This is a genomic window from Variovorax sp. GW458-11-26-14-LB1 (genome assembly GCF_059423965.1).
On record NZ_JBWKYW010000011.1, the window covers coordinates 1 to 26,410 of the forward strand.

General features: G+C 69.4%; 22 protein-coding genes. 11 read left to right on the plus strand and 11 right to left on the minus strand.

Annotated elements, in window-relative coordinates:
- Positions 1-78 precede the first annotated feature (78 nt).
- Both AC07YS_RS09985 and AC07YS_RS09990 read right to left on the minus strand, forming a co-directional pair.
- A complete protein-coding gene (locus tag AC07YS_RS09985) occupies positions 79-3,204 on the minus strand; it encodes an efflux RND transporter permease subunit (protein ID WP_495270195.1) in 3,126 nt (1,041 codons plus the stop codon).
- Positions 3,201-4,871: an efflux RND transporter periplasmic adaptor subunit gene (locus AC07YS_RS09990; protein ID WP_495270196.1), complete on the minus strand. Its 1,671-nt coding sequence runs from the start codon at positions 4,869-4,871 to the stop codon at positions 3,201-3,203. Before AC07YS_RS09990 ends, AC07YS_RS09985 begins: the two co-directional genes overlap by 4 nt.
- 288 nt (positions 4,872-5,159) lie before the next feature.
- On the opposite strand from AC07YS_RS09990, the gene AC07YS_RS09995 reads away from it, so the two are divergent.
- Genes AC07YS_RS09995 through AC07YS_RS10015 form a run of 5 tightly spaced genes read left to right on the plus strand, consistent with a single transcriptional unit; the run spans position 5,160 to position 8,947 of the window.
- Positions 5,160-5,681 carry a DUF6622 family protein gene (locus AC07YS_RS09995; RefSeq protein WP_495270197.1) on the plus strand — a complete coding sequence of 174 codons (522 nt, stop codon included), beginning with the start codon at positions 5,160-5,162 and terminating at the stop codon, positions 5,679-5,681.
- A 41-nt stretch (positions 5,682-5,722) separates the two neighbouring features.
- Positions 5,723-6,688: a sterol desaturase family protein gene (locus tag AC07YS_RS10000; protein ID WP_495270198.1), complete on the plus strand. Its 966-nt coding sequence runs from the start codon at positions 5,723-5,725 to the stop codon at positions 6,686-6,688.
- Positions 6,685-7,002 carry a 2TM domain-containing protein gene (locus tag AC07YS_RS10005; RefSeq protein WP_495270199.1) on the plus strand — a complete coding sequence of 106 codons (318 nt, stop codon included), beginning with the start codon at positions 6,685-6,687 and terminating at the stop codon, positions 7,000-7,002. The genes AC07YS_RS10000 and AC07YS_RS10005 overlap by 4 nt, the downstream gene beginning before the upstream one ends.
- A complete protein-coding gene (locus AC07YS_RS10010) occupies positions 6,999-8,081 on the plus strand; it encodes a sensor histidine kinase (RefSeq protein ID WP_492684385.1) in 1,083 nt (360 codons plus the stop codon). Before AC07YS_RS10005 ends, AC07YS_RS10010 begins: the two co-directional genes overlap by 4 nt.
- A gap of 26 nt (positions 8,082-8,107) precedes the next feature.
- Positions 8,108-8,947: a LytR/AlgR family response regulator transcription factor gene (locus AC07YS_RS10015; RefSeq protein ID WP_495270200.1), complete on the plus strand. Its 840-nt coding sequence runs from the start codon at positions 8,108-8,110 to the stop codon at positions 8,945-8,947.
- 81 nt (positions 8,948-9,028) lie between these two features.
- Here AC07YS_RS10015 and AC07YS_RS10020 read toward each other — a convergent pair whose 3' ends face one another.
- A complete protein-coding gene (locus AC07YS_RS10020; protein WP_070062581.1) occupies positions 9,029-9,388 on the minus strand; it encodes a hypothetical protein in 360 nt (119 codons plus the stop codon).
- 137 nt (positions 9,389-9,525) lie between these two features.
- Here AC07YS_RS10020 and AC07YS_RS10025 point away from each other — a divergent pair, with 137 nt between their 5' ends.
- The 4 genes from AC07YS_RS10025 to AC07YS_RS10040 all read left to right on the plus strand — a co-directional run bounded on the left by AC07YS_RS10025 (position 9,526) and on the right by AC07YS_RS10040 (position 13,299).
- Positions 9,526-11,343 carry a glutamine--tRNA ligase/YqeY domain fusion protein gene (locus tag AC07YS_RS10025; protein ID WP_495270201.1) on the plus strand — a complete coding sequence of 606 codons (1,818 nt, stop codon included), beginning with the start codon at positions 9,526-9,528 and terminating at the stop codon, positions 11,341-11,343.
- A 97-nt stretch (positions 11,344-11,440) separates the two neighbouring features.
- Positions 11,441-12,004 (plus strand): pseudouridine synthase, encoded by a 564-nt coding sequence (locus AC07YS_RS10030; RefSeq protein WP_159270937.1) that lies wholly within the window; start codon positions 11,441-11,443, stop codon positions 12,002-12,004.
- Between the two features lie 43 nt (positions 12,005-12,047).
- Positions 12,048-12,947: a peptidoglycan DD-metalloendopeptidase family protein gene (locus AC07YS_RS10035; protein WP_495270202.1), complete on the plus strand. Its 900-nt coding sequence runs from the start codon at positions 12,048-12,050 to the stop codon at positions 12,945-12,947.
- Between the two features lie 22 nt (positions 12,948-12,969).
- The gene (locus AC07YS_RS10040) at positions 12,970-13,299 is read left to right on the plus strand and encodes a hypothetical protein (RefSeq protein ID WP_495270203.1); all 330 of its coding nucleotides are present in this window, start codon (positions 12,970-12,972) and stop codon (positions 13,297-13,299) included.
- A 17-nt stretch (positions 13,300-13,316) separates the two neighbouring features.
- Here the strand turns inward: AC07YS_RS10040 and AC07YS_RS10045 are convergent, their stop codons facing one another.
- The 3 genes from AC07YS_RS10045 to AC07YS_RS10055 form a co-directional block, all read right to left on the minus strand.
- The gene (locus AC07YS_RS10045) at positions 13,317-14,252 is read right to left on the minus strand and encodes a M14 family metallopeptidase (RefSeq protein WP_492696539.1); all 936 of its coding nucleotides are present in this window, start codon (positions 14,250-14,252) and stop codon (positions 13,317-13,319) included.
- A gap of 113 nt (positions 14,253-14,365) precedes the next feature.
- Complete coding sequence (locus AC07YS_RS10050) at positions 14,366-15,568, minus strand: ammonium transporter (protein ID WP_062476947.1); 1,203 nt, start codon at positions 15,566-15,568, stop codon at positions 14,366-14,368.
- A 173-nt stretch (positions 15,569-15,741) separates the two neighbouring features.
- Positions 15,742-16,683: a LytTR family DNA-binding domain-containing protein gene (locus AC07YS_RS10055; protein ID WP_495270100.1), complete on the minus strand. Its 942-nt coding sequence runs from the start codon at positions 16,681-16,683 to the stop codon at positions 15,742-15,744.
- A 146-nt stretch (positions 16,684-16,829) separates the two neighbouring features.
- Here AC07YS_RS10055 and AC07YS_RS10060 point away from each other — a divergent pair, with 146 nt between their 5' ends.
- On the plus strand, positions 16,830-18,092 hold the full coding sequence (locus AC07YS_RS10060) for an acyltransferase family protein (protein ID WP_495270099.1): 1,263 nt from the start codon (positions 16,830-16,832) through the stop codon (positions 18,090-18,092).
- Here AC07YS_RS10060 and AC07YS_RS10065 read toward each other — a convergent pair.
- Positions 18,010-18,456, minus strand: coding sequence for a PaaI family thioesterase (locus AC07YS_RS10065; protein ID WP_390342541.1), 447 nt, complete (start codon positions 18,454-18,456; stop codon positions 18,010-18,012). The two genes, AC07YS_RS10060 and AC07YS_RS10065, sit on opposite strands and share 83 nt — an antisense overlap.
- A 236-nt stretch (positions 18,457-18,692) precedes the next feature.
- Between AC07YS_RS10065 and AC07YS_RS10070 the strand changes: the two genes are divergently transcribed.
- Positions 18,693-20,324, plus strand: coding sequence for a DUF4139 domain-containing protein (locus AC07YS_RS10070; RefSeq protein ID WP_495270098.1), 1,632 nt, complete (start codon positions 18,693-18,695; stop codon positions 20,322-20,324).
- Positions 20,325-20,476: 152 nt separating this feature from the next.
- On the opposite strand, the gene AC07YS_RS10075 is transcribed toward AC07YS_RS10070, so the two are convergent.
- The 4 genes from AC07YS_RS10075 to AC07YS_RS10090 are packed head-to-tail and all read right to left on the minus strand — an operon-like array spanning position 20,477 to position 26,298.
- Entirely contained in the window at positions 20,477-22,663 is a 2,187-nt protein-coding gene (locus AC07YS_RS10075) for a TonB-dependent receptor (protein ID WP_495270097.1), read from the minus strand.
- 31 nt (positions 22,664-22,694) lie between these two features.
- Positions 22,695-24,173: an ABC transporter permease subunit gene (locus tag AC07YS_RS10080; RefSeq protein WP_495270096.1), complete on the minus strand. Its 1,479-nt coding sequence runs from the start codon at positions 24,171-24,173 to the stop codon at positions 22,695-22,697.
- A gap of 15 nt (positions 24,174-24,188) precedes the next feature.
- The gene (locus AC07YS_RS10085; protein ID WP_495270095.1) at positions 24,189-25,589 is read right to left on the minus strand and encodes an ABC transporter permease subunit; all 1,401 of its coding nucleotides are present in this window, start codon (positions 25,587-25,589) and stop codon (positions 24,189-24,191) included.
- Positions 25,590-25,593: 4 nt separating this feature from the next.
- Positions 25,594-26,298 (minus strand): ABC transporter ATP-binding protein, encoded by a 705-nt coding sequence (locus tag AC07YS_RS10090; RefSeq protein ID WP_062476970.1) that lies wholly within the window; start codon positions 26,296-26,298, stop codon positions 25,594-25,596.
- Positions 26,299-26,410: the final 112 nt, after the last annotated feature.

Below are 26,410 nucleotides of genomic sequence, written 5' to 3' on the forward strand. Positions count from 1 at the left end.
AAGAAAAATAAATTAAGTCCGCCGCCGGGCGGAACTCCCGGCCTCGGAAAACAAACCAGCGACAGGAGGTGAACCAGATCAAGCCGCCTCCTCCTCAAGCTCAGCAGAAGACCGACGCGCACTCCCCCCACCCAACCGATCAAACGCCAGATAAATAACAGGCGTAGTGAACAAAGTCAGCAGCTGACTAACGATCAACCCGCCAAAAATGGCCAACCCCAGAGGACGCCTCAACTCCGCCCCATCCCCAAAACTGAACATCAGCGGCACAGCAGCAAACAGCGCAGCCAAAGTAGTCATCAAGATCGGCCGAAACCGCAACAGAGCAGCTTGATGAATGGCTTCCCGAGCCGACTTCCCCTGCGTCCGCTCCGCATCGATAGCAAAGTCGATCATCATGATCGCGTTCTTCTTCACGATGCCGATCAGCAGGATGATCCCGATGATCCCGATCACCCCCAGATCATTGCCAGTCAGCATCAAGGCCAACAAAGCCCCAACCCCAGCAGAAGGCAACGTAGACAAGATCGTCAACGGATGCACATAGCTCTCGTACAGCACCCCCAGCACGATGTACACACAAACCACCGCCGCCAAAATCAACCACAGCTGATTCGACAACGACTTCTCATAAGCCCCAGAAGCCCCCAGAAAAGTCATCGTCACACTGCTCGGCAGCCCGATCTCTTTAGCAGCCGCGCGAATCGCGGCAACCGATCCACCGAGCGACACCCCCGGCGCCGTATCGAAGTTCAACGTGCTCGCCGGATACTGCGCCACGTGCGTAATCTGCAACGGCGCCTGCCGCTCGCTGATCTCCGCAAACGCCGACAACGGCGTCGCCGTGCCAGACCCCGCAATGAGGTTCAACTGCCCCAGCGTCTGCGGCGTGTTCACCATGCCAGGCTGGGCCTCGAGGATCACGCGGTACTGATTCGTCTCGGTAAAGATGGTCGACACGATCCGCTGCCCGAAGGCGCTGTACAGCGCGTCATCCACCGAACTCGCAGTGATCGACAGCCGCGACGCCGTATCGCGGTTCACGTTCACATACGCCGCCAGCCCCTGCGCACCGGCATCGCTGCTCACGTTGCGCACCTTGTCCGACTCCTGCAGCTTCGCCACCAGCTTCTGCATCCACTCGGTGACCAGCGCACTGTTCACGCCTTCGAGCGACACGCGGTACTCGGTCGGCCCGGTCTCGGCGTCGATGGTCAGGTCCTGCGTGGGCTGCAGGTACAGCGTGAGGCCGGCCACCTGCCGCACGCGCTCGCGCAGGCGCTCCATCACCTCCTGCTGGTTGTCGTGGCTCTTGGTCAGGTTGATGAGCATGCTGCCGGTGTGCAGCATCGTGTTGTTGGCCGCGTCCACGCCGACGAAGGAGCTGAGGTTCTCGACGTCATGGTCTTCGAGGATGGCGCGCGCGGCCTGCTGCTGCAGCTGCGCCATGCGCTCGAAGGAGACGTCTTGCGCGGCCTGCACGCGGGCCTGCAGCTGGCCGGTGTCCTGCGTGGGGAACAAACCCTTGGGGATCGTGAGGTACAGCACCACGGTCAGCACCAGGGTGAGCAACGCCACCAGCAGCGTGAGCGGCTGGTGCGCGATCACCCAGTGCAGCGAGCGGTCGTAGCGCACCATCACGCCGTCGAAGAAACGCTGGGCGCGCGCGCCGAAGCCGGTGCCCGATGCGTCTTTCTTCGGCTCGTGCTTGAGCCAGCGCGCCGACATCATCGGCACCAGCGTGAGCGACACCACGCCCGAGATCAGGATGGTGATCGCCAGCGTCACCGCGAACTCGCGGAACAGGCGGCCCACCACGTCGCCCATGAACAGCAACGGGATCAGCACGGCGATGAGCGACACGGTCAGCGAGATGATCGTGAAGCCGATCTGCGCCGCGCCCTTGAACGCGGCCTGCAATGGCTTCTCGCCCTCCTCGATGTAGCGCGCGATGTTCTCGATCATGACGATCGCATCGTCGACCACGAAGCCGGTGGCGATGGTCAGCGCCATCAGGCTCAGGTTGTTCAGGCTGTAGCCCAGCAGGTACATCAGGCCGAAGCTGCCGATGAGAGAGATCGGCACGGCGATGCTGGCGATGACGGTGGCGCGCAGGCTGCCCAGGAAGGCGAAGATCACCAGCACCACGAGCACCACGGCCAGCACCAGCTCCATCTCGACGTGCTGCACCGACGAGCGGATGCCGGCGGTGCGGTCGCTCAACACCTCGACCTGCAGGCCCGCGGGCATGCCGGCCTGCAGCTCGGGCAGCTGCTTCTTGATGGCGTTGACGGTGGCGATCACGTTGGCGCCGGGCTGGCGCTGCACGTTCAGGATGATGGCCGGCGTGAGCTGCACCTGCCCGTCGACCTTGCGCCCGGCCCAGGCACCGAGCTGCGTGTTCTCGGCGCTGTTGACCACGCGCGCCACGTCGACCATGCGGATCGGCGCGCCGTTCTTGTAGCTGACGATGAGGTTCTTGTAGTCGTCGACCGTGAGCAGCTGGTCGTTCGAGTTGATGGTGTAGGCGCGCTTGGGGCCGTCGAAGCTGCCCTTGGCACCGTTGGAGTTGGCCGCGCTGATGGCCGTGCGCAGCGAATCCAGCCCGATGCCGTTGGCCGCCAGCGCCTGCGTGTTGGCCTGGATGCGCACGGCCGGGCGCTGCCCGCCGCTGAGCGACACGAGGCCCACGCCGGAGACTTGGCTGATCTTCTGCGCGAGCCGGGTGTTCACGAGGTTCTGCACCTCGGTGAGCGGCAGCGTGTCGGAGGTGATGGCCAGCGTGAGCACCGGCGCGTCGGCCGGGTTGACCTTGGCGTACACCGGCGGCGCGGGCAGGTCGGCCGGCAGCAGCGAGCCGCCGGCGTTGATGGCGGCCTGCACTTCCTGCTCGGCGACGTCGAGCGTCTGGCCCAGCGAGAACTGCAGCGTGATGATCGACACGCCCGCCGCGCTGGTCGAGCTCATGCGGTCCAGGCCCGACATCTGGCCGAACTGGCGTTCGAGCGGCGCGGTGACGGTGTTGCTCATGACCTCGGGGCTGGCCCCGGGGTAGAGCGTCTGGACCTGGATGGTCGGGTAGTCGACCTGCGGCAGCGCCGCCAGCGGCAGGAAGCGGAACGCCACCAGGCCGGCCAGCACGATGGCCAGCATCAGCAGCGAGGTGGCGACCGGCCGCAGGATGAACGGGCGCGAGGGGCTCATGGGCTGCGCCGTCCCTCACCACCGCGTTCGCCACCGCCGCCGGCGCCGCCGCGCTCGGCCATGCGCTGCCAGCGCTCCAGCGCGGCCGGCTCGCCGCGGTCGAGGGCTTCGAGGAAACGCTTGCGGCGTTCAAGCTGTTCGGGATCGTCCTTGGCCGCGTCGAGCATGCGCTGGCGCTGCTCGGCGGTGGGGAGCTTGGCGGGCGTGGCTGCAGGTGCAGGCGTTGCTGCCGCTGGCGCTGCAGCCGGCGCAGCCGTTCCGGCGGCAGGTGCAGCCGGTGCCTGCGATGGCGAAGCCGGTGCCGCCGCTTCGGCGGGACGAGCACCGCCGCCCTGCGCACCACCGCCACCTTCCTGCCGACGTCCTCCACGCCGTCCGCCCGGCGCTGCAGCGCCCGAGGCCGCACCGGCCGGCCGGTCGACCGTGGTCTGCACGCGCGCGCCGTCCTTCAGGCGGTCGCCGCCTTCGGTGACCACGGTTTCGCCGGGCTGCAGGCCCTTGGTGATGGAGGCGAAATCGACGCTCGATTCGCCGCGCGTCACCGGCCGTTGCGAGGCCGTGTTCTCGGCCGTCACCACGTACACGTAGTCGCCGTTCGGGCCATGGCGCAGCGCCGTGACCGGCACCACCACCGCGCTGCTCACGGTGCGCAGCAGCAGCCGCAGGTTGACGAACTGGTTCGGGAACAGCGCACCGTCGGCGTTGGTGAAGCGCGCCTTGGCCTTCACGGTGCCGGTCTGCGTGTCGACCATGTTGTCGAGCGTGGAGAAGCTGCCGTCGGCCAGCCGGCGCGTGCGCGTGCGGTCGAAGGCGGTGGTGGCAAGCGTCGCGCCCTGGCCCAGCCGCTCCTGCACCTCGGGCACGCGGTCTTGCGGAATGGCGAACTCGACGTCGATGGGCGCGATCTGCGTGATGGTGGCCACGCCGCCGGTGCTGCCGGTCGAGATGTAGTTGCCCGCGTCCACCGGCCGCAGGCCGATGCGCCCGCTCACCGGCGCCGTGATGCGGCTCCAGGCCAGGTTGAGCTTGGCGGTGTTCTCGTTGGCGCGGTCGATGGCCACAGTGCCTTCGAGCTGCTTGACCAGCGCGGCCTGGGTGTCGACGTCCTGGCGGGCGATGGAGTCCTGGCCCAGCAGCGTCTGGTAGCGCTGCAGCGTGACGCGCGCCGCGGCCAGCTGCGCCTCGTCGCGCTGGCGAGCACCGGCGGCCTGCGCCAGCGCGTTCTCGAAGGGCTGCGGGTCGATGGTGGCGAGCACGTCGCCCTTCTTGACCATCTGGCCTTCCTTGAACAGCACGGCCGTGAGCACGCCCGACACCTGCGGCTGCACCGTCACATTGGCCAACGGCGTGACCGTGCCCAGCGCTTCGAGCTGCACCGGAATGTCGGCCTGCCGCGCGACGGCGGTGCCGACGGTGCTGGAGGCCGGGCCTCCGCCGCCCGCCCGACCGCCGGGCCCGCCGCCACCTGGGCGGCCTGCGCCTGCACCCGGTCCGCCCGCGCCCGGTGCCGGCGACTTGGAACGCTGCACCAGGTACCAGGCGCCGCCCCCGAGGGCCACCAACAGAAGCAGGGCCAGCAGGCTCCCGACCCAGCGGCGCCGGCGCGCCGGAGGATGGGTCGGCGACACGACGGGAGGCAGGGGTTCGGGAGGCGTTTGGGAATCCATGGGCGGTGCGTGCGAAGGGGTGCGAAAAGGCGGCCTGAAGGGAGGCGGCCTAGAGTACAGCGCGAAATATCACTCCCGCAGTTTTCCGTGCCGTAAAGCGACGGTAAAGCTTCCGTTTGCGCGGCGACCCCGCCATCCCGCGCCCGCCATTCGCGCCGGTGGCCGGCACTTCACGCCGCCCACCCGCATTTCGTCGCATGGCCGTGGCGGGGGCCGGGCGGCCTCGGCACAGTCCGCTCCATCGATTCCCTGCCCCCTTTGTCTTCTTCCAACCGAACGGAGCCTCTCATGCTGATGCAAATCCTTCTTCACACCCCGAAGTGGGTGTTCGCCGTGTTCGTCCTGCTGGCCTGGCTCGGTGGCCGGCAGCTCGTGGCCAACCGCATCGGCCTGAACCGCGTGCTGGTGATGCCGGTCGCCATGGCCGGCCTGTCGTTCTGGGGCGTGGTGTCGGTGTCCGGCGAGTCGGCCGGCGCCCTGCTCGGCTGGGCCGTGGCCGCGCTGCTGCTCGTGGCGCTGGTGCTGCGCCGCCCGCTGCCGGCGACCACGCGCTACGACGCCGCGGCGCGCCAGTTCGAGGTGGCCGGCACCGCCGTGCCGCTGATGCTCATGATGGGCATCTTCCTCACCAAGTACGTGGTGGGCGTGTCGCTGGCCCTGCATCCGGAGCTGCGCCACCAGGCCGCCTTCGCCCTGGGCGTGCCGGCGCTGTACGGCGCCTTCAGCGGCATCTTCGCGGCCCGCGCCGCACGCCTGTGGCGCCTGGCCGCCGCGTCGGGCGCGATGGTCAGCAGCGCCCGCGCGGCCTAAGATTCCGACGCCCCGCCCGCCCTTCGCCGCCAGGAACCGCCATGACCGTGCTCGTGTTGATCCTCAAGATTTCCATCTCGGTGGTGCTGCTTGCCTCGCTGGCCGAAGCGCTGGTGCTGTCGTGGCGCAACGGCTGGCGCAGCTACGACTGGAAGGCGGCGGGCATCTCGGTGTTCGACTTCCTGGTGCGCGAATACCCGCTGCGCTGGCTGCTGCCGCTGGCCTTCTGGGTCGGCGCGATGGACTGGCTCTACGCCCACCGGCTCTTCACGCTGCCGATGGACCACTGGACCGGCTGGCTCGCCTGCTTCGTCGGCCAGGAGTTCTGCTACTACTGGTACCACCGCGCCGCGCACCGCGTGCGCTGGTTCTGGTGCACCCACGCCGTGCACCACTCGCCGAACCAGCTGAACCTGTCGGCCGCCTACCGCTTCGGCTGGACCGGCCGGCTCACCGGCACGCTGGCCTTCTTCCTGCTGGCGCCGCTGCTGGGCATGCCGCCGCGGATCATCCTGCTGATGCTCACGCTGAACCTGCTCTACCAGTTCTGGATTCACGCGACCTGGATTCCGAAGCTCGGCCCGCTCGAATGGGTGCTCAACACGCCCTCGGCCCACCGCGTGCACCATGCCTCGAACCTGGAGTACCTGGACGGCAACTACGGCGGCGTGCTGATCGTGTTCGACCGCCTGTTCGGCACCTACATCCCCGAGCGAGCCGACCTGCCCTGCCGCTACGGGCTGGTGAAGCCGATCACCTCGTACAACCTGTTCGAGATCGAGTTCAGCCAATGGCGCGACCTGTGGCGCGACCTGCGCTCGGCGCGTTCGCTGCGCGCCTTCGTCGGCTACCTCGTGAAGCCGCCGGGCTGGCGCGCGGACGGGCCGGGCGAGACCACCGAGGAGCTGCGCCAGCGCGCGGCCCTGCCACCTTCACCGTCGATGCCGGCACCGGCCGCCAGCGACTTCGTTCCCCTTTCACCTGTCTCTCTCAAGGAGCTGTCATGACCCCCATGTCCTCTTCCTCTTCCTCTTCTTCCTCCCCTTCTTCGTCCGCCGACATCGAACGGCGCGCCCGCCGCCGCGCCGGCGCCAAGATGGGTTGGTTCATCCATGCCTTCGTCTATGTGGTCGTCAACGTCGGGCTGGTTGCACTTGCCGCCTCGCGCGGCCACAACTGGGCCGTGTACCCGCTCATGGGCTGGGGGCTGGGCCTGCTGATCCATGGCGCCGTGGTCTGGCTCATCGCGCCCGGCGGCGGCCTGTACGACCAGCTGCTGGAACGTGAGCGCCGCGCGCTAGGTGGCGGGGACCGCCGGTGACGGCCACGGCGGACGACACGCCACGCCCGTCGCGCTTTCGCGCCGAGAACCTGCGGGACATCCTGCGACACGGCCTGATCACGGCCGCCTTCTGCTGCGTCATCGCCGCGGCGCTGACCGTCTCGGGCATGGGCAGCTGGAGTTCGCAGATGGTGTATTCGCTGTCGATCGGAACGATCAGCTGGCTGGTCATCGACACCGGGCGCCTGTTCATCAGCGGCCACCAGAACGTGCTCTGGCCGCACGGTCCCTGGGGCTTCGTGCTGGTGGCCTTCGGCGTCACGCTGGGCTTCCTCGGCGGCGGCGCCATCGGGGACGCCTGGGTCGGCCGGCCGCTGTTCGACTTCACGGGCTTCGCCCGGCACCGGATGGTCTCCACCATCGTCATCACGCTGGCGGCCACCATCGGCATGTGCTACTTCTTCTACAGCCTCGGGCGCAGCAAGCACATGCAGCGCCAGCTCGACCTGGCGCAGCGCGACGCCACCGACGCGCGCCTGAAGCTGCTCGAAACCCAGCTCGAACCGCACATGCTGTTCAACACGCTGGCCAACCTGCGCGTGCTGATCACCGTCGACCCGCCGCGCGCCGTGGCCATGCTCGACCGGCTCAACAGTTATCTGCGCATGACGCTCAGCGGCTCGCGCGCACTGTCGCATCCGCTATCGGCCGAGTTCGACCGGCTGGGCGACTACCTCGAACTGATGTCGGTGCGCATGGGCGAGCGCCTGCGCTACACGCTCGACCTGCCCGACGACCTGCGCGACACACCCGTGCCACCGCTGCTGCTGCAGCCGCTGGTCGAGAACAGCATCCGCCACGGCCTCGAGCCCCAGGTCGAAGGCGGCGAGATCGCCGTGCGCGCGCGCCGCGAGGCGGGCGAACTGGTCATCGAGGTGAGCGACACCGGTGTCGGGCTCGATGCGGCACCGCAGCCGTCGGAAGGTGGCGGCTTCGGGCTCGAACAGGTGCGCGAGCGGCTGGCCACCGTGTACGGCGAGCAAGGCCGCCTGAGCCTGGCCCCCGCGCCCACGGGCGGCGGAACGCGCGTCACCCTGAACCTTCCCCTGCCCGCTTGAACAGGCCCCACGACGACAACAAGACGATGCCCCTCACCGCCCTCATCGCCGAAGACGAACCCCTGCTGGCCCAGGCCCTGCAGGCCGAACTGGCCGCCGCCTGGCCTGAGTTGCGCGTGGTCGCCACCGCCCGCGACGGCCGCAGCGCCGTGCGCGAGGCGTTAAGGCTGCTGCCGCAGGTGCTGTTCTTCGACATCCGCATGCCCGGCCTGGACGGCCTGGGCGCCGCCGCCGAGCTGGCCGACAGCTGGCCCACCGACGAGGCGCCGATGCCGCAGCTGGTGTTCGTGACCGCCTACGACGAGTACGCCGCGCGCGCCTTCGAGGCCGAAGCCATCGACTACGTGCTCAAGCCCGTGCAGCCCGAGCGCCTGCGCAAGACCGTGGCGCGGCTGCGGCAGGCGCTGGCGGCGGCCGCGCCGTCGATGACGCCGCCCATCCCGGCCGACGAGGCGCTGGAGCGCACCCTCGCCCAGTGGCGCCAGGTGCTGGGCGCCGCCGGCGGGGCCCCGTCGGCATCGGCGTCGCCATCAGCGCCGCTGCGCATGATCGCCGCCAGCGATGCCGGCGGCGCCACCGTGCGCATGGTGCCGATCGACGAGGTGCTGTATTTCGAAGCCGCCGACAAGTACCTGCGCGTGCTCACCGCCACGCAGGAATACCTGATCCGCACGCCCCTCAAGCAACTGCTGCCCCAGCTCGATGCCGACACCTTCTGGCAGGTGCACCGGGCGGTGGTGGTGCGCAGCGCGGCCATCGAGGCGGTGCACCGCGACGAGGCCGGCAAGCTGCACCTCGCGCTGCGCGGGCGGGCCGAGAAGATCCCGGTCAGCCGGCTCTACGCCCACCTGTTTCGCGCCATGTGAAATCCAGGCGCCGGGCACGCAGCAAAAAGCCGGCCTTTTCGGGGCCGGCTTTTTTCATTCAGTCACGAATGGCGTTGTAAATCAGCGCCAGTGGCCGTGTCCGTGGCCATGACCGCGGTGATAACCACGACCGTAGTAGCGCGGGCCGTAATAGGCCGGCGGCGGTGCGTAGTAGACCGGTGCCGGACGGTAGTACACCGGCGGCGGCGGACGGTAGTAGACCGGGGGCGGCGGTGCGTAATACACCGGGGCCGGCGGCGCATAGACCGGGGCCGGGTAGTAGGCGGGACCGCCCACGCCGACCGCCACGCCGGGCACGCCGACGCCGATCGACCAGCTCACGTCGCCGCGGGCGCTGGCCGAGGTGGCGGCAAACAGCGCACCGAAGGCCACCGCACCGGCGGCGGCCCATTTGAAGAGGGTAGAACGTGTGACGCTCATGATGTGGGACTCCTTGTTGGGGGGCGTTGTGCGCCCCATGTCCGTATTGAACGCTGCAATTGCAAAGCGGGTGGACGCTGCATTGTGAAGAGCGTTGCCAAAAGTAACCCCCGCAGGCCCCCCTCTAGAATGACGCGATGACCTCCCCGACCGACAAAAGCGGCACCAAAACGACCGCTGCACCGAGCAATTTCCTGCGCCACGTGATCGAGAACGACCTCGCACAGGGTGCCTACGCAGGCCGCACCTGGGGCGGTTCCCCGGGCGACGCCGCCCACCACGCCCAGGGCATGCCCGACCCCGCCAAGGTCCGCATGCGCTTTCCGCCCGAGCCCAACGGCTACCTGCACATCGGCCACGCCAAGAGCATCTGGCTGAATTTCGAGCTGGCCAAGGAATACGGCGGCGTGTGCCACCTGCGCTTCGACGACACCAACCCCGAGAAGGAAGAGCAGGAGTACGTCGATTCCATCCGCGACGCCGTGAAGTGGCTCGGCTACGAAACCTATCTGGCCGACCGCCCCAGCGCGCCCGGCACGATTCAGGAGCACGAGTACTTCGCCAGCAACTACTTCGACTTCATGTACGAAGCCGCCGAGTACCTGATCGGCACTGGCCTGGCCTATGTCGACGAGCAGACGCCCGAAGAAATGCGCGCCAACCGCGGCGACTTCAACACGCCCGGCACCGACAGCCGCTTTCGCAGCCGCACGCCCGACGAAAACCTGGCGCGCTTTCGCGAGATGCGCGACGGCAAGCTCGCCGACGGCGCCGCCATCCTGCGCGCCAAGATCGACATGGCGAGCCCCAACATCAACATGCGCGACCCCGCGCTGTACCGCATCCGCCGCGCCACCCACCACAACACGGGCGACAAGTGGTGCATCTACCCGATGTACACCTACGCGCACCCGATCGAAGACGCGCTGGAGCAGATCACCCACTCCATCTGCACGCTCGAATTCGAAGACCAGCGCCCCTTCTACGACTGGCTGCTCGACCGCCTGGCCGAAGGCGGCCTCGTCGCCAGCCCGCACCCGCGCCAGTACGAGTTCGCCCGCCTGAACGTGACCCACGTGATGACCAGCAAGCGCAAGCTGCGCCAGCTGGTCGAGGAAAAGCACGTCGACGGCTGGGACGACCCCCGCATGCCCACCATCGCCGGCCTGCGCCGCCGCGGCTACACGCCTGCCGCGCTGCAGCTGTTCTGCGAACGCAGCGGCACCACCAAGTCGGGCGGCTGGATCGAGTACGCCAGCCTGGAGGCCGCGCTGCGCGACACCCTCGACCCCATCGCGCCGCGCGCCATGGCCGTGCTCGACCCGGTGAAGCTCGTCATCACCAACTGGGGTGAGCTGATGGGCAGCAACGACGCGCTCGACGACTGCTCCGCCCCCGTGCACCCGCACCACCCCGAGATGGGCAAGCGCGAATTCAAGCTCGGCCGCGATGTCTGGATCGAGCGCACCGACTACGAGGACGTGCAGCCCAAGGGCTTCTTCCGCCTGTTCCCCGGCAACAAGGTGCGCCTCAAGTACGGCCACGTCATCGAATGCACCGGCGCCACGCGCGACGCCGACGGCAAGCTCCTCGAAGTGCAGGCCACGCTGGTGCCCGACACCAAGAGCGGCACGCCCGGCGCGGACGCGATCAAGGTCAAGGGCAACATCACCTGGGTGGCCGCAGCCGATGCCGTGCAGGCCGAGGTGCGGTTGTACGAGCGCCTCTTCGCCGAAGCCAACCCCGGCAGCGGCGAGCTGCTGGACGAGCTGAACAAGCACAGCCTCGAGGTGTGCACGGCGTTCGTCGAGCCGTCGCTCGCGAAGGCCGAGCCGGGTGTGGGCATCCAGTTCGAGCGGCATGGCTACTTCGTGCGCGACACGAAGGGCGCCGCGGCCGGCGGACAGGTGGTGTTCAACCGCGCGGCGGGGATGCGGGACAGCTGGGCCAAGTAGGCCCGCTGGTCGCGTTCTCCCGCAAAGCCGGGGCCGTTGTGGCTCCGGCTTTTTTCTTGCGCCGAGCGTCGACAGACCCCGGCTATCCTGTCGGTTCATGAACGCTACGAGCCCTTCTTCTCGCCTCATCCGCTTCAACAAACCCTACGGCGTCCTCAGCCAGTTCACGCCCGAGGGCCGTTGGCGCGGGCTGAAGGACTTCATCGACCTCCCCGGCGTCTACGTCGCCGGCCGGCTCGATGCCGACAGCGAGGGCCTGCTGCTGCTCACCGACGACGGCAAGCTCCAGGCGCGCATCGCCGATCCGCGCTTCAAGATGGAGAAGACCTACTGGGTGCAGGTCGAGGGCGTGCCGACCGACGAGGCGCTGGCGGCGCTGCGCAACGGCGTGCAGCTCAACGACGGCCCCACGCGCCCCGCACGGGCGCGCCGGCTCGATCCGCCGCCCGACGTGTGGCACCGCGAGCCCCCCATCCGCGAGCGCAAGCTCATTCCCACCGCGTGGCTGGAGCTGGCGATCAGCGAAGGCCGCAACCGCCAGGTGCGGCGCATGACGGCGGCCGTCGGGCTGCCGACGCTGCGCCTCATCCGCGCCGCCATCGGGCCGTACACGCTCGACGGGCTCGCGCCCGGAACCTGGCTGGAACAGAGCGGCGGCTGAGCCGCCGCACCATCAACTCCTCATTCGAATCCTGTCCATGCACATGAACCTTCCTCTCTCCGATCTCCCTTCTGCTGCGTTGATCCGCCGCAGCGCCGTGCTCGGCGCCCTCGGCTTGCTGGCGCTGCCCGCCGGTGCCGCGGCCCCGGCCAAGAAGAACAACAGCAAGCCGCAGGCGCCCGACGTCTGGCCGCGCGCCTCGCTGGTGCCGGGCGGCGTCGCCCGCCTGTCGCTCGGCCCCGCCGCCACGCGCCCCAAGGCCTTCGCCGGTGATGTGCCGGTGCTCGTGCTGGGCGATCCGATCGAATGGACCGCGCTGGTCGGCATTCCGCTCTCCACCCCACCGGGCGAGGCCCGCATCAGCGTGCGCGCCGAAGGCAAGCCCGAGCGCCAGATCGCCTACACCGTCGCCCCGAAGCAGTACCGCGAACAACGCCTGACGGTGGCGCCGCGCACGGTCGACCTGTCGCCCGAAGACGAAGCGCGCTACACCAAGGAACGCGATCACCTGACCGGCGTGATGGCCACGCTCACCGACCTGCGCCCCGACGCCGCGCTGCAGATGCGCGTGCCCGTGCCGGGCCGCCGCTCCAGCTCGTTCGGCCTGCGCCGCGTGTTCAACGGCCAGTCGCGCAATCCGCACAGCGGCATGGACATCGCGGCCGGCACCGGCACGCCCGTGCGCGCGCCGCTGGCCGGCAAGGTGATCGACACCGGCGACTACTTCTTCAACGGCGGCACCGTCTGGGTCGACCACGGCGGCGGCCTGCTGACGATGTACTGCCACCTGAGCCGATGGGACGTGAAGGTGGGCGACGTGCTCAAGGCCGGCGACCCGTTGGCCGCGGTGGGCGCGACGGGACGGGTGACCGGGCCGCACTTGCATTGGGGGGTGATGCTGAACCGGACGATGGTGGACCCGGCGTTGTTCGTTGCGGGTTGAGGCACCCAGCCGGAATGCCGTCATGCCTGACAAAGCGCCGCCCCTCTTCACCGAAGCCTGCCTCGCCTCCTCGTTCGCCCCCACCGAACGCCGCGAAGCCCTCGCCCGCCTCAACACCCTCTTGCACCCCGCCCTGCAGCGGATCGTCGCCGCCGAAGTCGCCGCGGGCAACCGCGTCGTCGATGTCGGCATCGACTGGCCCGACGAGGGCTCGGTGCACGTCACGCTCCAAAGGCATTTCACGGCCCGGCACGCCGGCAAGCAGGCCGCGTTCAGCCTCTGCGACGACCCGCACTACTGGCATGCCGACTACAGCACCGCGGACAAACCGCGGCACCTGCTGATCTGCTGAACTGAAGGGCGCCGGCCTCAGAGCGGCCTGGTCAGGTACACCGCTTCGCGCCCCACGATCGTGCGCTGCGCGGGCATGAAGATCGTGCAGTCGTCGCACGGCGCGCGGATTTCGTCGGGGCCGTTGGTGGCGATCAGCTCGCCCTTGGCAAAGGTCTCGAAGCCGATCAGTGGACGCACGAAGGCGAAGTCTTCCGACTTGATCACGTGCGTCTGGAGCAGCTCGAAGCGACGCTGCTCGCCGGGCGCGGGCACGGCCGGGTCCTTGTCGATGAGGCCGAAGTGCGCCAGGAAGTCGAGCGAGATGGCGGTGGCCAGCTCGGAGGCCGAGCGCAGGAAATGCTGGCCGCACTCGGCCACCAGCGCCACGCCCTTGCCGTCGGCCCGGCCATGCTGGCCGTGCTGGATCAGCGGCGTGCCCGAGCCCAGGCCGTCGGGCATCACCAGGTGCACCGACGGGCGGCCGATGGCCATGGCGGCCTCGGCGTTGCGGTCGAAGGCCGGATACACCCAGAACGGGATCACGGGCTGGCTCGTGGAATGGATGTCGAGGATGTGGTCGGCCGCGCTCACCACCGGGCGCAACTCGCGGGCGCGGCGCAGCTCGGGGCTGTCCTCGCTGCCGTCGAGCCATTCGGGCGACCACACGCGGTTGAGGTTGTGCACCAGCTGGCGGCTGTCGAAAGGCAGCGCCTCGTTGAAGGACTCGTAGGCCGCCACGTTGGCAAAGCTGACGGTGAGCGTGCCGATCTTCGGGCGCACGCCGGTGTCGAGCAGGTGCGTGGCGGCGGTCATGCCGCAGATCTCGTTGCCGTGCGTCAGCGCGTTGATCAGCACGTGCGGGCCGGGCTTGCCGGACTCGAAGCGGTGCACGTAGTCGATGCCGACGTTGCCCTCGCGGTAGGCGGACAGGTCGCGGGGGAGGACTTCGAGGGCGGGGGGCAATTGGGTCATGGGGTGGTGAACAGGTGGGATCGGGGGCCGCCGGCAAGTTTGCTACAGCTGGCAAATTCGTGCCGTGCGCCGCAAATCCCCCGATGCGGCTCATGTCCTGAGCCGCATCGCCCTCACCAGTTCACTTCCCGCTCCGGCGTCGCCGAAATGTGGTGGATCGACAGGTCCGCCCCGTCGTACTCCTCCTCCTGCGACAGCCGCAGCCCCATCGTCGCCTTGAGCACGCCGTACACCACGGCGCCGCCGATCAGCGCCCAGACCACGCCGAGCAAGGTGCCGATGAGCTGCGCCCACAGGTTCACGCCGCCGATGCCGCCCAGCGCCTGCGTGCCGAAGATGCCGGCCGCGATGCCGCCCCAGGTGCCGCACAGGCCGTGCAGCGGCCACACGCCGAGCACGTCGTCGATCTTCCATTTGTTCTGGGTGCGCGTGAACATGAACACGAAGATGGCGCCGGCCACGCCGCCCGCCACGAGCGCGCCCAGCGGGTGCATCAGGTCGGAGCCGGCGCACACGGCCACGAGGCCGGCGAGCGGGCCGTTGTAGACAAAGCCGGGGTCGTTCTTGCCCATGGCCAGCGCCACCAGCGTGCCGCCGACCATCGCCATCAGCGAGTTGACGGCGACGAGGCCCGAGATCTTGTCGATGCTCTGCGCGCTCATCACGTTGAAGCCGAACCAGCCCACGCACAGCACCCACGCGCCCAGCGCCAGGAACGGGATGTTCGACGGCGGGTGTGCGCTCAGCGAGCCGTCGCCGCGGTAGCGGTTGCGGCGCGCGCCCAGCAGCAGCACGGCCGGCAGCGCGAGCCAGCCGCCCACGGCATGCACGACGACCGAGCCGGCGAAGTCATGGAACTCGTGGCCGGTGACCGAGGCGATCCAGCCCTGGATGCCGAAGGCCTTGTTCCAGGCGATGCCCTCGTACAGCGGGTAGACGAAACCGACGATCACCGCGGTGGCGATCAGCTGCGGCCAGAACTTGGCGCGCTCGGCGATGCCGCCCGAGATGATGGCCGGAATGGCCGCCGCGAAGGTCAGCAGGAAGAAGAACTTCACCAGCTCGTAGCCGCTTCTTGCCGACAGTTCGGTGGCGCTGACGAAGAAATGCGTGCCGTAGGCCACGCCGTAGCCCACCAGGAAGTACACGATGGTCGACACCGAGAAGTCGACCAGGATCTTGACCAGCGCATTGACCTGGTTCTTCTTGCGCACGGTGCCCAGTTCCAGAAAGGCAAAGCCGGCATGCATGGCCAGGACCATGATGGCGCCGAGAAGGATGAACAGCGCGTCAGCGCCCTGTTTGAGTGCGTCCATGAGAGCTTCTTGCAGGTTTTTGGTTTGATTTGGTGCATCGCACCCGAACGGCTCGGGGCGCCGGCGCAAGAAAGCAAAAATGGTGCCTGAAGGCTCTTGAATGGTGCGAAACGACCCAGGAATGGGCCGATTTCGCAGGGCACGCACCGGATCGGAACGCGACGCCGCAGCGATCAGCCCGCGCCGCCGCGCAGGGCGTCGCGGTAGCGCCGGCTGCAGGGCACGGTCGTGCCGTCGTGCATGTGCAGCCGGGCGTCGCCACCGTCGAGCGGCTCGATCTCCTTGATGCGACCCAGGTTCACCGCGTGGCTGCGGTGCACGCGCACGAAGGTGGCGGGGTCGAGCTGGGTCAGGAAGTCGGTGAGCGTGGCACGCAGCAGGTAGTCGTGGCCGTTGACGTGCAGGCCGACGTAGTTGCCCTCGGCCTGCAGCCAGTCGATGTCGGTGGCGGCGATGAGGAATTCGCGGCGCAGCTTGCGCACGAGGAAGCGTTCGGGGCGGGCCGGCGGCGGTGCTGCCGGCGGGGGCACGTCCTGCACGGAGGGTTCGAAACCCTCCGGTTCCGCCAGCGCCTCGGGCACCGGCGCCACACCCTCTTCCGGCGGATCGAGCACGCGCGCCTCGCCCTGCAGCCGCAGCATGAAGAGCCGATAGGCCCACACGCCGAAGACCATCGTGGCGTAGACCCGCACGTCCTTCAGGTACTCGTAGCCCCATCGCCCCATGGCGCCGGCGAAGTCGTAGGACTCGCCGGCGGCCGCGTACACCGCGGCGCGCAGCCCGAACATCGCCGCGACGTGCGCCAGGCTCAGGAGCACGCTGGCCACCAGATGCCCCGCAAGAAAGCGCACCCAGTGGTCGCGCGCCAGCGGCGACAGCCGGCGCTCCACGGCCACCAGCACCGGCACCAGGGCCAGCAGCGCGATGTGGCTCGACACCTCCCAGGTGACGACCTCCCAGTTCGCGCGCGGCACGGCGCGGCTGCGGGCGTCGATGAGCGCGACCACGGTGCTGATCGCGGCATGCACCGTCATCAGCACGATCCAGAAGCCGACCTCGACGTACCGTCGGATCGGTTCGTAGCGCTCGTACAGGTTCTTGCGCGGCTCGCTCATGCGGGGATTCTCGCGAACCGGGGGCCGGATTTCGTCCCTGAGGGCCATCGTTCGTCACAAATCCGGGCCGATCCGTCCCGGCGATGGCCCCGGGGACGGGCGCGGGGGCCACGATGACCGCCGTTTCCTCGTTCCAGGAGCTCGCCATGCCCTCCGATTCCGTTCCCACGCCACAGCGCCGCCACGACATCGACGCCCTGCGCGCCCTCGCCTTCCTGCTCGTCATCCTCTACCACGTGGGCATGTACTACGTGGCCGACTGGCCCTGGCACCTGAAGAGCCCGCACGCGGCCGAGTGGCTGCCGTGGCCGATGCGGGTGCTGAACCTGTGGCGCATGGACCTGGTGTTTCTCATCTCGGGCGTGTCGCTCGGTTTCCTGAGCCGGGGTCAGGGCACCTGGGGCCTGTTGCGCAGCCGGGGGCTGCGGCTGATGCTGCCGCTGGCCTTCGGCATGGCGGTGGTCGTGCCCTACCAGGCCTATGCCGAGGGCGTGGCGCGCGGGCTGGTGGCGCCGGGCTTCGGCACCTTCCTGCTGCGCTACCTGTCGATGGGCGCGCCCTGGCCCAAGGGCGCGTTCGCGGGGGCGGAGTTCGGCATCACCTGGAACCACCTCTGGTACCTGCCCTACCTGTTTCTCTACACGGCACTGGTCGCGTTGACGCTGCCGCTGTGGCGCTCGGCGGCCGGCCAGTGGGTGCGGCGGCGCTTCAACGGGCTGCGCGGCTGGCAGCTGCTGATGCTGCCCGCGCTGCCGCTGCTGGCGTGGACGGTGCTGCTGGCGCGGCACTTTCCGGCCACGCACAACCTGGTGTGGGACTTCCACCTGCACAGCATCTACTTCACCGTCTTCCTCTACGGCTACTGGATGGGCGTGGACACCGGCATCTGGCGCGAGCTCGAACGGCTGCGCCGCGTGTCGCTGCTGCTGGCGGTGGCGGCGATCGGCGCGTTCATCGCACTGCGCGTCGGGGCCGTCGTTGCGCCCAAGGGCCTGTTGATGAACGTGCTGCGCACCGCCTACCTGTGGCTCGCGGTCGCCACGATCCTGGGCCATGGCCACCGCCACCTGAACCGCCCCTGGCCGTGGCTGCGCTGGGCCAACGAGTCGGTCTACCCGTGGTACATGCTGCACCAGACGCTGATCGTCGCGGGGGTGGCGCTGCTGGTGCCGCTGGCGCTGGGCCCGGTGTGGGAGCCCGTGGCGCTGGTCGCCGTGACCATCGCCGGCTGCTGGCTGCTGACCGACGGGCTGATCCGCCGCATCGGCTGGCTGCGCCCGCTGTTCGGACTGAAGCGCAAGCCCGAGGCCGAGCCTGCCGTGGTGGTTACGCCGCCTGCTTCGGCTTCGGCGTCGTCGACGCCTCGTCCACCGGCACCAGGATGGCGTTCGCCGTCGCCACGAGCTTGAGCTTGTCTTCGCCCTGACCCGCAGGCTGAGCGAAAAGCTCGGCCCCGACGAACACCTGCTTGCGCCCCGCCTTCACCACGCGCCCGCGCGCCACGAAGGCCTCGCCGATGGCGGGCGAGATGCAGTTGATGGAGAAATGCGAGGCCAGCACGCGGCCCGCCACGGTGGCGGCCGCGAAGCCGCTCACGGTGTCGAGCAGCGCGGCGATCATCCCCGCGTGCAGGAAGCCGGTGTACTGGCCCATGTCTTCCTCGCGCCATTTCATGCGCAGTTCGGCCTGCCCGTCGGCGGCCTGGGTGACGTCGAAGCCGGCCCAGCGATTGAAGGCGGCCGAACGGTTGATGGCCTGGATCGTGTCGAGCATGGGGGGTCCTTTCAGGGTGAATCAATGGAGGGAAGGCGAGACCCACTCTAGGAAGTGGAACCGCCGCGCACCGTCTCTTGGGTGACCGGTTCGCCGCCGGCAGATGCCTGCGCGACAGCAACGCGCCCGCGTCACACCGGCGTCATGAAAAAAACTTCGCGACGCCTTAACCCCGTTCGCCCGCCCCGTCCGTAGAAGCGGAGATTCGTCACCGACTTTCTTCCGGAAGGCTTTCCATGCACACACCGTTCTCCGCCCGTCCCCTCCTGCGTGCCACCGCCGTCGCCGCCCTCTGGCTGACCGCGGGCGTCGGCGCCCATGCGCAGCTGCAGGCCGATGCCTCGCGCATCACACAGGTCAAGGTCTATCCCGGCAGCGCCACGGTGGAGCGCGTGGCGCGCGTCGCGGCGGGCAGCCGCTCGGTCACCTTCGCCTGCCTGCCGGCCGGGCTCGACGTGCAGAGCCTGCAGGTGTCGGCTGGTGCGGCCGTGCGCGTGGGCGAGACCTCGGTGCTCAGCGAGGCGCACGAGCTCTCGGCGAACTGCGCGACCAGCGCGCTCGACGGCCGCATCCGCGAACTCGAAGACCGCAAGGCCGCGTTGCAGGCCGAGACCGATGCGCTGGGCATGGTCACGGGTTATCTCAAGGGGCTGTCGGGCACCGAGTCGGGCCCCGGCGCGCGCGCGCCGATGGACGCGCGCAACCTCACAGCCGTGACCGACGCGATGCGCCGCTCGGGCCAGGACGCGCTGCTCAAGCAGCACCAGATCCAGCGCCGCCAGACGGACCTCGACCGCCAGCTCCAGCCGCTGCTGGCCGAGCGCGGTCGCACGCAGGGCCAGGGTGCGCAGGTGACGGCCGTGACCGTCACGCTGGCCGCCAGTGCCGACGCCGACGTGAAGCTCAGCTACCAGGTCAACGGCCCCGGCTGGACGCCGAGCTACCGCGCGCTGCTCGACACCACGACGCGCAAGGTGCGCATCGAGCGCCAGGCGCTGGTGGCGCAGGCCACGGGCGAGGACTGGCGCGGGGTGAAGCTGGTGCTGTCCACCGGCCAGCCACGCCGCGAGACCACGGGGCGCACGCCGAGCGCATGGCGCATCGGCATCGAGCCGCCGCCGCGCGCGAATGCCGAGTCGGCGTACATGGCCGCACCGATGCCTGCCGCCGCCCCGGCCGCCATTGCCGCCGACCGCAAGATGGCCATGGAGCGCGCACGCGAGCCGCTGTTCGACGTGAGCGTGTTCGACAACAGCTTCGCCACCGAATTTTCCGTGCCGCAGAGCATTGACGTGCCTTCCAACGGACAGCGCGTGACCCTGGCACTGGGCCAGCATGAGGACACGGCGCAGCTCGCCGCGCGCACCAGCCCGCGCGTGGACCCGAGCGCCTTCCTGGTCGCCGAGATGGCGCAGCCCGCGGGCGTGTGGCCGGCCGGCCCGATGCAGCTGTACCGCGACGGCAACTTCGTCGGCCAGGGCCGCTGGAATGCGCCGAGCGACGCCAAGCTCACGCTCTCGTTCGGCCGCGACGAGCTGGTGCGCGTGCAGGTCGAGCCCGAGCGCGACAACCAGGGCTCGGGCGGCTTCGTCGGCTCGCGCGCCGAGCGCCAGGTGCAACGCGCCTACGTGGTCGAGAACCGTCATCGCACGCCGATCGCGGTGCAGGTGCTGGAGGCCGCGCCGGTGTCGGTCGACGAGCAGGTGCGCGTGACCACGCGCTTTGCGCCGCAGCCGGCCGATCAGGCGTGGAACAAGCAGCCGGGGCTGGCGATGTGGCGCTTCGACCTGGACGCGGGGCAGACGGCGCGGGTGTCGGCGGACTACACGATCGGGTATCCGAAGGATGCGCGACTGCAGATGCGCTGAAGCGGGGGTTGTTCAGGGCGTGTGCACAGGCCACCGGGTACTTCCCTCCGCGAATGTCCCCCGGCCTGCGGCCTCCTCCTTGATTTCGCTGCGGGAAGCACCCAGTGTCCTGCGCACACTGGGCGCTGTCGGTTCTCCTCAGCGGCCGGGCTTCAGAAATCGAACTTCGCCGACACCTCGAAGGTCCGCCGCGGCGCCAGCAGAACCTGGCTCGCGGCGCGGCCGGTCCAGGTCGCGTAGAGCCGGTCCGTCAGGTTGCGCACGCGAAAGCTCAGCAGCGCGTTCTTCAAGCGATAGCTCACGGCCGCATCGACCGTGGTGAAGCCGTTGATGCGGATCTGGTTGGCGTTGTCGGTGTACATCGGCCCGGTGTGGTTCAGCGACGCGAAGTATTCGAACTTCGAACCGTCGGGCCGGTAGGTGGCGAAGACGTTGGCCATGCGCTCGGGCACGTTCGGCGGGGTCTTGCCCACGCGCGGGACGTTGCCGGCTTCCACCAGCGTGTCGAAGCGCGCATCGAGCGCCGCCAGGTTGCCCGCCAGCGTCCATTCGCGCGTGGGCTTCCACACGGCCGACAGCTCGAGGCCACGTGACGACTGGCGGCCGTTGTTCACGGTGGTGGCCGCGTTGTTCGGGTCGCGCGAGAGCACGTTGTCGAGTTCGATCTTGTACAGCGCTGCGGTCCACTCCATGTTGGCCGCGGGCAGGCTCTGCTTGAAGCCCACCTCGGCCTGCTTGCCGCGCGACATCGGGAACGCAGCGTTCGACGCCGACAGCAGGAACAGCGAACCCACCGGCAGCGTGGCGTTGGTGTACTGCGCATACAGGCTCGACTGCGGCGACAGGTCGTACACCGCGCCGAGGCGCCCGGAGGTGGCGCGGTAGCTCGCGCCGAAGCGCGTGACGCTGCCCGCGTTCAGGTCCCAGATGCGGCGGTCGACCTCGGTGCGGTCGTGGCGCAGGCCGCCGACCAGCGTGAGGTCGCGCATCGGCTTGAGCGCGTCTTCCACGAAGACCGAAGCGACCTTCACGCGCGAGAAGGTGTCGGCGCGATTGCCCGCGCCGGTGGTCAGCGCGGGGTTGTCGTCGAAGTAGCCGGTGTACGGGTCGAACACCGGCACGCGCAGTTGCGCGGTGGTGGTGGGGCTGCTGTTGGAGAAGCGGCGCTGGCTGCCGAAGCGAGTTTCGCTGTACTCGCCGCCGACGACGAAGCGGTTGTCCAGGCCGGCGATCTTTCCCTTGTGCGTGGCGTCGAAGCGGTCGAGCCAGAAGTCCTGGTCGTGCGTGATGAGTGTCTGGTCGCGCGCGATGCTGGCGGGCGGCACGAAGGTGGCGCTCTCGGAATTGCGGAACATGCGCTTGGACTGGTTGGCCGAGAACTCGTTGCGCCACGACCAGCCGCCGTCGAGTTGCCCCGTGAGGCGCGCGCGCAGCCAATAGGTTTCTGAAGAGTTCTCGTCGTCGCGCACGTTGTAGTTGGTGCGCGCCATGCGCCGGTCGATCACGCGGCCGTCGGGCGTGCTGACGACGTTGGTCGGCTGCGTGGCGAAGCTGCGCGGCACGAGCGGCGTGCCCCAGTAGGCGTCGTTGTCGTCGCGCAGGTAGTCGAACGACAGGTCGAGCTTCACCGAGCCGCCCAGGTCCACCAGCAGGCCGCTCGTGAAGTGGTCGATGCGCTCGCCGTTGCGGTCGATGGTGCCCACCTTCGTTTCGTTGCGGCTGTAGTCGAGCCGGTAGGCGCTGGCCTCGCCGAGTGCGCCGCCGAAGCCGAAGGCCGCGCGCGTGGAGCCATAACTGCCATACGAAAGCAGCGCTTCCTTGTGCGGGTTGCTGCGGTCGGGCCGCTTGGTCACGAAGTTGACGATGCCGCCGATGGCGCCTTCGCCGTCGAGCACCGAGGCCGGGCCCTTGAGCACTTCGATGCGCTCGTAGTTCCAGGTGTCCTGCACGCGGTTGGTGACGCCCGCGCCCGAGCTGCGCACGCCGTCGTACAGGTACATGAGGCTGGTGAAGCCGCGCAGCGACAGCGTGGTCGGCGACGACGGGGGGCCGCCGCCCGACAGGCCCGCCATGCCGCGCAGCGCCTCGCTGAAGGTGCGCGCGCCGCGTTGCTGGATCGCGTCCTGCGACAGGATCTCGACCGAGGCCGGCGTCTCGCGCACCGACAGGCCCAGGCGCGAAGCCGAGCCGCTCGAATCATCGAGGTGCAGGCTGTTCGCGTCGCGGCTGCCTTCGATGGTGACGGTGCCGAGTTCGGCGTTGCTGCTGTCTTGTGCAGAGGCGACTTGCAAGGCGGTGAAGGCGGCCAGCGCGACGGTGGTGCGGGTGAACGGGGTCATGGAGCGGTGCGTGGAAGAAATGAAGAAAGCGTCAGGCCACCGAGAAGCGCCGCAGCCGCCAGGCCGCAAGGCCGAACAGCAGCAGGCTCGGCACCAGCAGTTGCAGCACGGCGAGCGCGGCCTGCCCGCGCACGAGGTCGGCGGGCTCCTCGTGCCAGGCGAAGGTGGGCATGCGGTCGAAGTCGGCCGGGGCGAGCGCATCGCGCGCGTCGATGCGCGGGAAGAAGAAGGCCTTCCAGGCTTCGTGGTGCGCCACGGTCTGCGCATCGAAGCGCGCATGGCGGCGTGCGCCGTTGCCGGCCAGTGCGGTCATGCCTTCGTAGGCCACGGCCGCCGGCGACACGGCGCCGAAGCGGCCCACCAGCGCCTGCTGTGCCGCCTGTTGTGCGTCGAAGCGCGCGAGCGCGGGGCGGATCGCTTCGTCGACCTCGCGCTGGATGCGGTAGTTGGCCAGCGAGCGGCCGGCGATCTCGATCTTGCCGTCGCGCGGCACGAGGATGGCGCCCTGCCCCACGTGCTGGTATTCGGTGCCCAGCAGGTCCTGGTAGCGCTTCATCGCCTCGGCCGTGACCACGCGCTGGCGCGTGGCCAGCTCGGTGCGCGACGGCGCGGGCGCGGCCTGCGTGACGGCCAGGTTCAGCAGCACCGGCGCCACGAGCACCAGCAGCACCCAGGCGATGACGAGCACCATCGCGTTCGTCGCCGACGAGGCGCCAAAGGCGTTCACCGCCACCACCAGCGCGAACCAGAACAGCGCGTAGGCGCCGACCAGCAGCGCCCACCACAGCGTGGCGCTGCCCGCGCCGCCGGCAGTGAGCCCCGCATGGCGCGCAATCCACAGCACCGCCACCGGCAGCAGCACCGCCGGCCCCAGCAGCACGGCGGCGCGCACCGTGAGCTTGCCCGCGAGCAGCGTGCGCAGCCGCAGCGGTTGCGACAACAGCAGGCGCAAGGTGCCGTTCTCACGCTCGGCCGACAGCAGGTTGTAGCTGAGCGCGAAGATGAGCAGCGGCAGCAGGTAGACGATGACGAAGGCCAGGTCGAAATGCCCGCTCAGCAGGTGCCACGGGTTCTCGATGTCGCTCGGGTTCATGAACACCACGCGGCTCTGGTTCGTGACCTGGTACTGGCTCGGGAACAGGTCGCTCTGCCCCAGCGCCACCGGGCCCAGCGGCGCGGTCGGCAACAGCACGTGCTGGCCGCCGTAGCCGCTCGCCATGCGCGAGGGGTCGGCCGGGTTCTCGAAGGGCGTGGGCTGCGCGGTACCGGCGAAGATGGCTTCGAGCAAGGTGCGCTGCGCGGTGCGGGTGTCGCGGTCGGCCTGCGCCACGGCCGCCTGCGCGCGGTCGCGCTGGGCGGTCTGCAGCAGGCCATTGCCCAGCGCATAGGCGACGAGCAGAAGGAACAACGCGCCGACGACCCACAGGCCGCGCTCGGCGAGCATCAAACGGACTTCCTGGCGCATCACGGCCAGCAGGCGGCGGCCTTGGGGAGGATGGATGGAGGACATGGGTGGCATCCCCTCTCAGAGCGCGCGCTGGCGCAGGGTGGCGAAGGCCGCGAACGCCGCCGCGAGCAGCAGGCCGGCGCACAGCACGAGGAAGCTGCGCGCCTGGTGCCGCAACGCCCACCCGGCCCCCGGCGGGTGGTAGTCGAAGGGCGGCACGGTGGCCCAGAGCTCGGGCGTGGCCTGGTAGGAGAAGTGGCGGTCGCCGAGCGGATCGGCATGCGCCACGAGGTCCTTGCTCATCAGGTCCTGGATGTGGCGGCGGTGCAGTTCGGCCGCCGTGGTGAAGCGCCGGTGGTGCGAGAAGTCAGTGCCCGCCATGCCCATCGAGAAGCTGCGCACCGCGAGCAGCGGCAGCAGCAGGCCGCTCCACTCCTGCACTTTCTGCTGCTGTTCCCAGGTGTCCCACAAGCGGCCGTAGTGGCGGTCGTACACGGGGTACGAGGCCTGGTCGTCCAGGCGCAGCGCGATGCCCCACTTGCTCAGCGGCACATCGCGCCCCCAGCGTTCGGTGGTGCCGAAGTTCTGCTGCCAGACCTGGTTCGACACGGCCTTGAGTTCCGCGCCCAGCGCTTTGTTGAACTCGAGCCGCGTTGGGCTCGGATACCAGGTGCGCGAAAGCTCGGACAGCACGCGCGGCGCCATCACGGCCTGCCCGATCCACAGCGCGAGCAGCACGGTGATCGCCATGCGCGAGGTCGACGACAGCGCCGACACGCCCAGCACCAGGCACACGAAGATGCCGAGGTACACCGCGTAACCCAGCGACCACGCGCCCAACCGCAGCAGCGCATCGACGCGCCCGCCCGGCTCCGCGCCCACCGCCACGGCAACGGCCGCAACCAAGGCCGCCGGCACCAGCAGCACCGCGAGCAGCGCCGACAGCGCGAGCGCCTTGCCGGCCAGCAGGCGCAGCGGTGCCACGCCCAGGCTCAGCGTCTGGCGCAGTATGCCCTGCTCGCGCTCGCCCGCGAAGGCGTTGAAGCCCAGCACGATCACCAGCAGCGGGCCGAGCACCTGCAGGATCCAGCCCACCGACAGGTTGCCGAAACGCTGCAGGCCCGTCGCGTCCTGCGCGGCGTTGAACTTGACCTCGCTCTGGCGGTGCGCCTGCAGCCACACGGTGCTGCCGATGTAGGGGTTGATGCCCGCATCGACCATCGACAGCGGCGGCTCGGGCTTGAAGGCATGCATGCCCTGGTGCGCGGCGTCGTGCGGATGGCGCTTGTCCTGGTGCAGCCAGTCGCGGTAGTCCATGGCCTGCGCGACGACCTGCTCGGCATGCGCGCCGCGCTGGTGCGCCCAGCCGACGGCCAGCGCGGTGAGGAGCAGCACGGCCACGAGCCCGCCGGCCCAGTACAGGCGGCCGTCGCGCAGGCGTTCGGTGAATTCGCGTCGGGCGATCCAGCGCATCGTCATCGGGTCAGGCCCTCATGTGTTGCAGGTAGAGGGACTGCAGGTCGGTCTGGCCGATCTGCGCGCCGTCGAGGCTTTCGACCAGCCGGCCGCGCTTCATGATCCCGACGCGCGTGGCGGTCTGCTGCGCATGGAACAGGTCGTGCGTGGTGGTGAGCACGGCCACGCCGCGGTCGGCCGCGCGGCGCAGCAGGTCGGAGAACTCGGCCGCGGCATGCGGGTCGAGCCCCGAGGTGGGCTCGTCGAGCAGCAGCGCCTTGGCCTCTTTGGCCAGCGCCACCGCGATCCACACCTTCTGGCGCATGCCCTTCGAATACATGCTGACGCGCTTGTCGGCGGCGGCGTGGTCGAGCCCCACCTCGGTCATCAGCGCGAGCAGGCGTTCGCGCGGCAGTTCGTGGCCCAGCGCCAGGCCGGCGAAGAAGCGCAGGTTTTCCAGGCCCGAGAGCGTGCCGTACAGCGTGACCTGCTCGGGGATGTACGCCACGTCCTGCTTGGTCGCGACCGGGTGGCGCGTGACGTCGGTGCCGTTGATCTGCACCGTGCCGTCGGTCGGCGCGATGAAGTTCAGGAACAGGTTGATGGTGGTCGTCTTGCCCGCGCCATTGGCGCCCAGCAGGCAGTAGATGTCGCCGCCGCGGATGTCGAGGTCGAGACGGTCGAGCGCGGTGTGCGCGCCGTAGCGTTTGGTGAGGCCGGAGGCTCGGAGCATGGCGGAGGGGTTCCGATGGAAGGAAGAAGGAAAGGAAAGACGCGCGCAGGCACGCCCCGGCGTGGGCACGCCGATGCGGTCATCGAGGGGGAATGAAGGCGGCAGCGGTGCC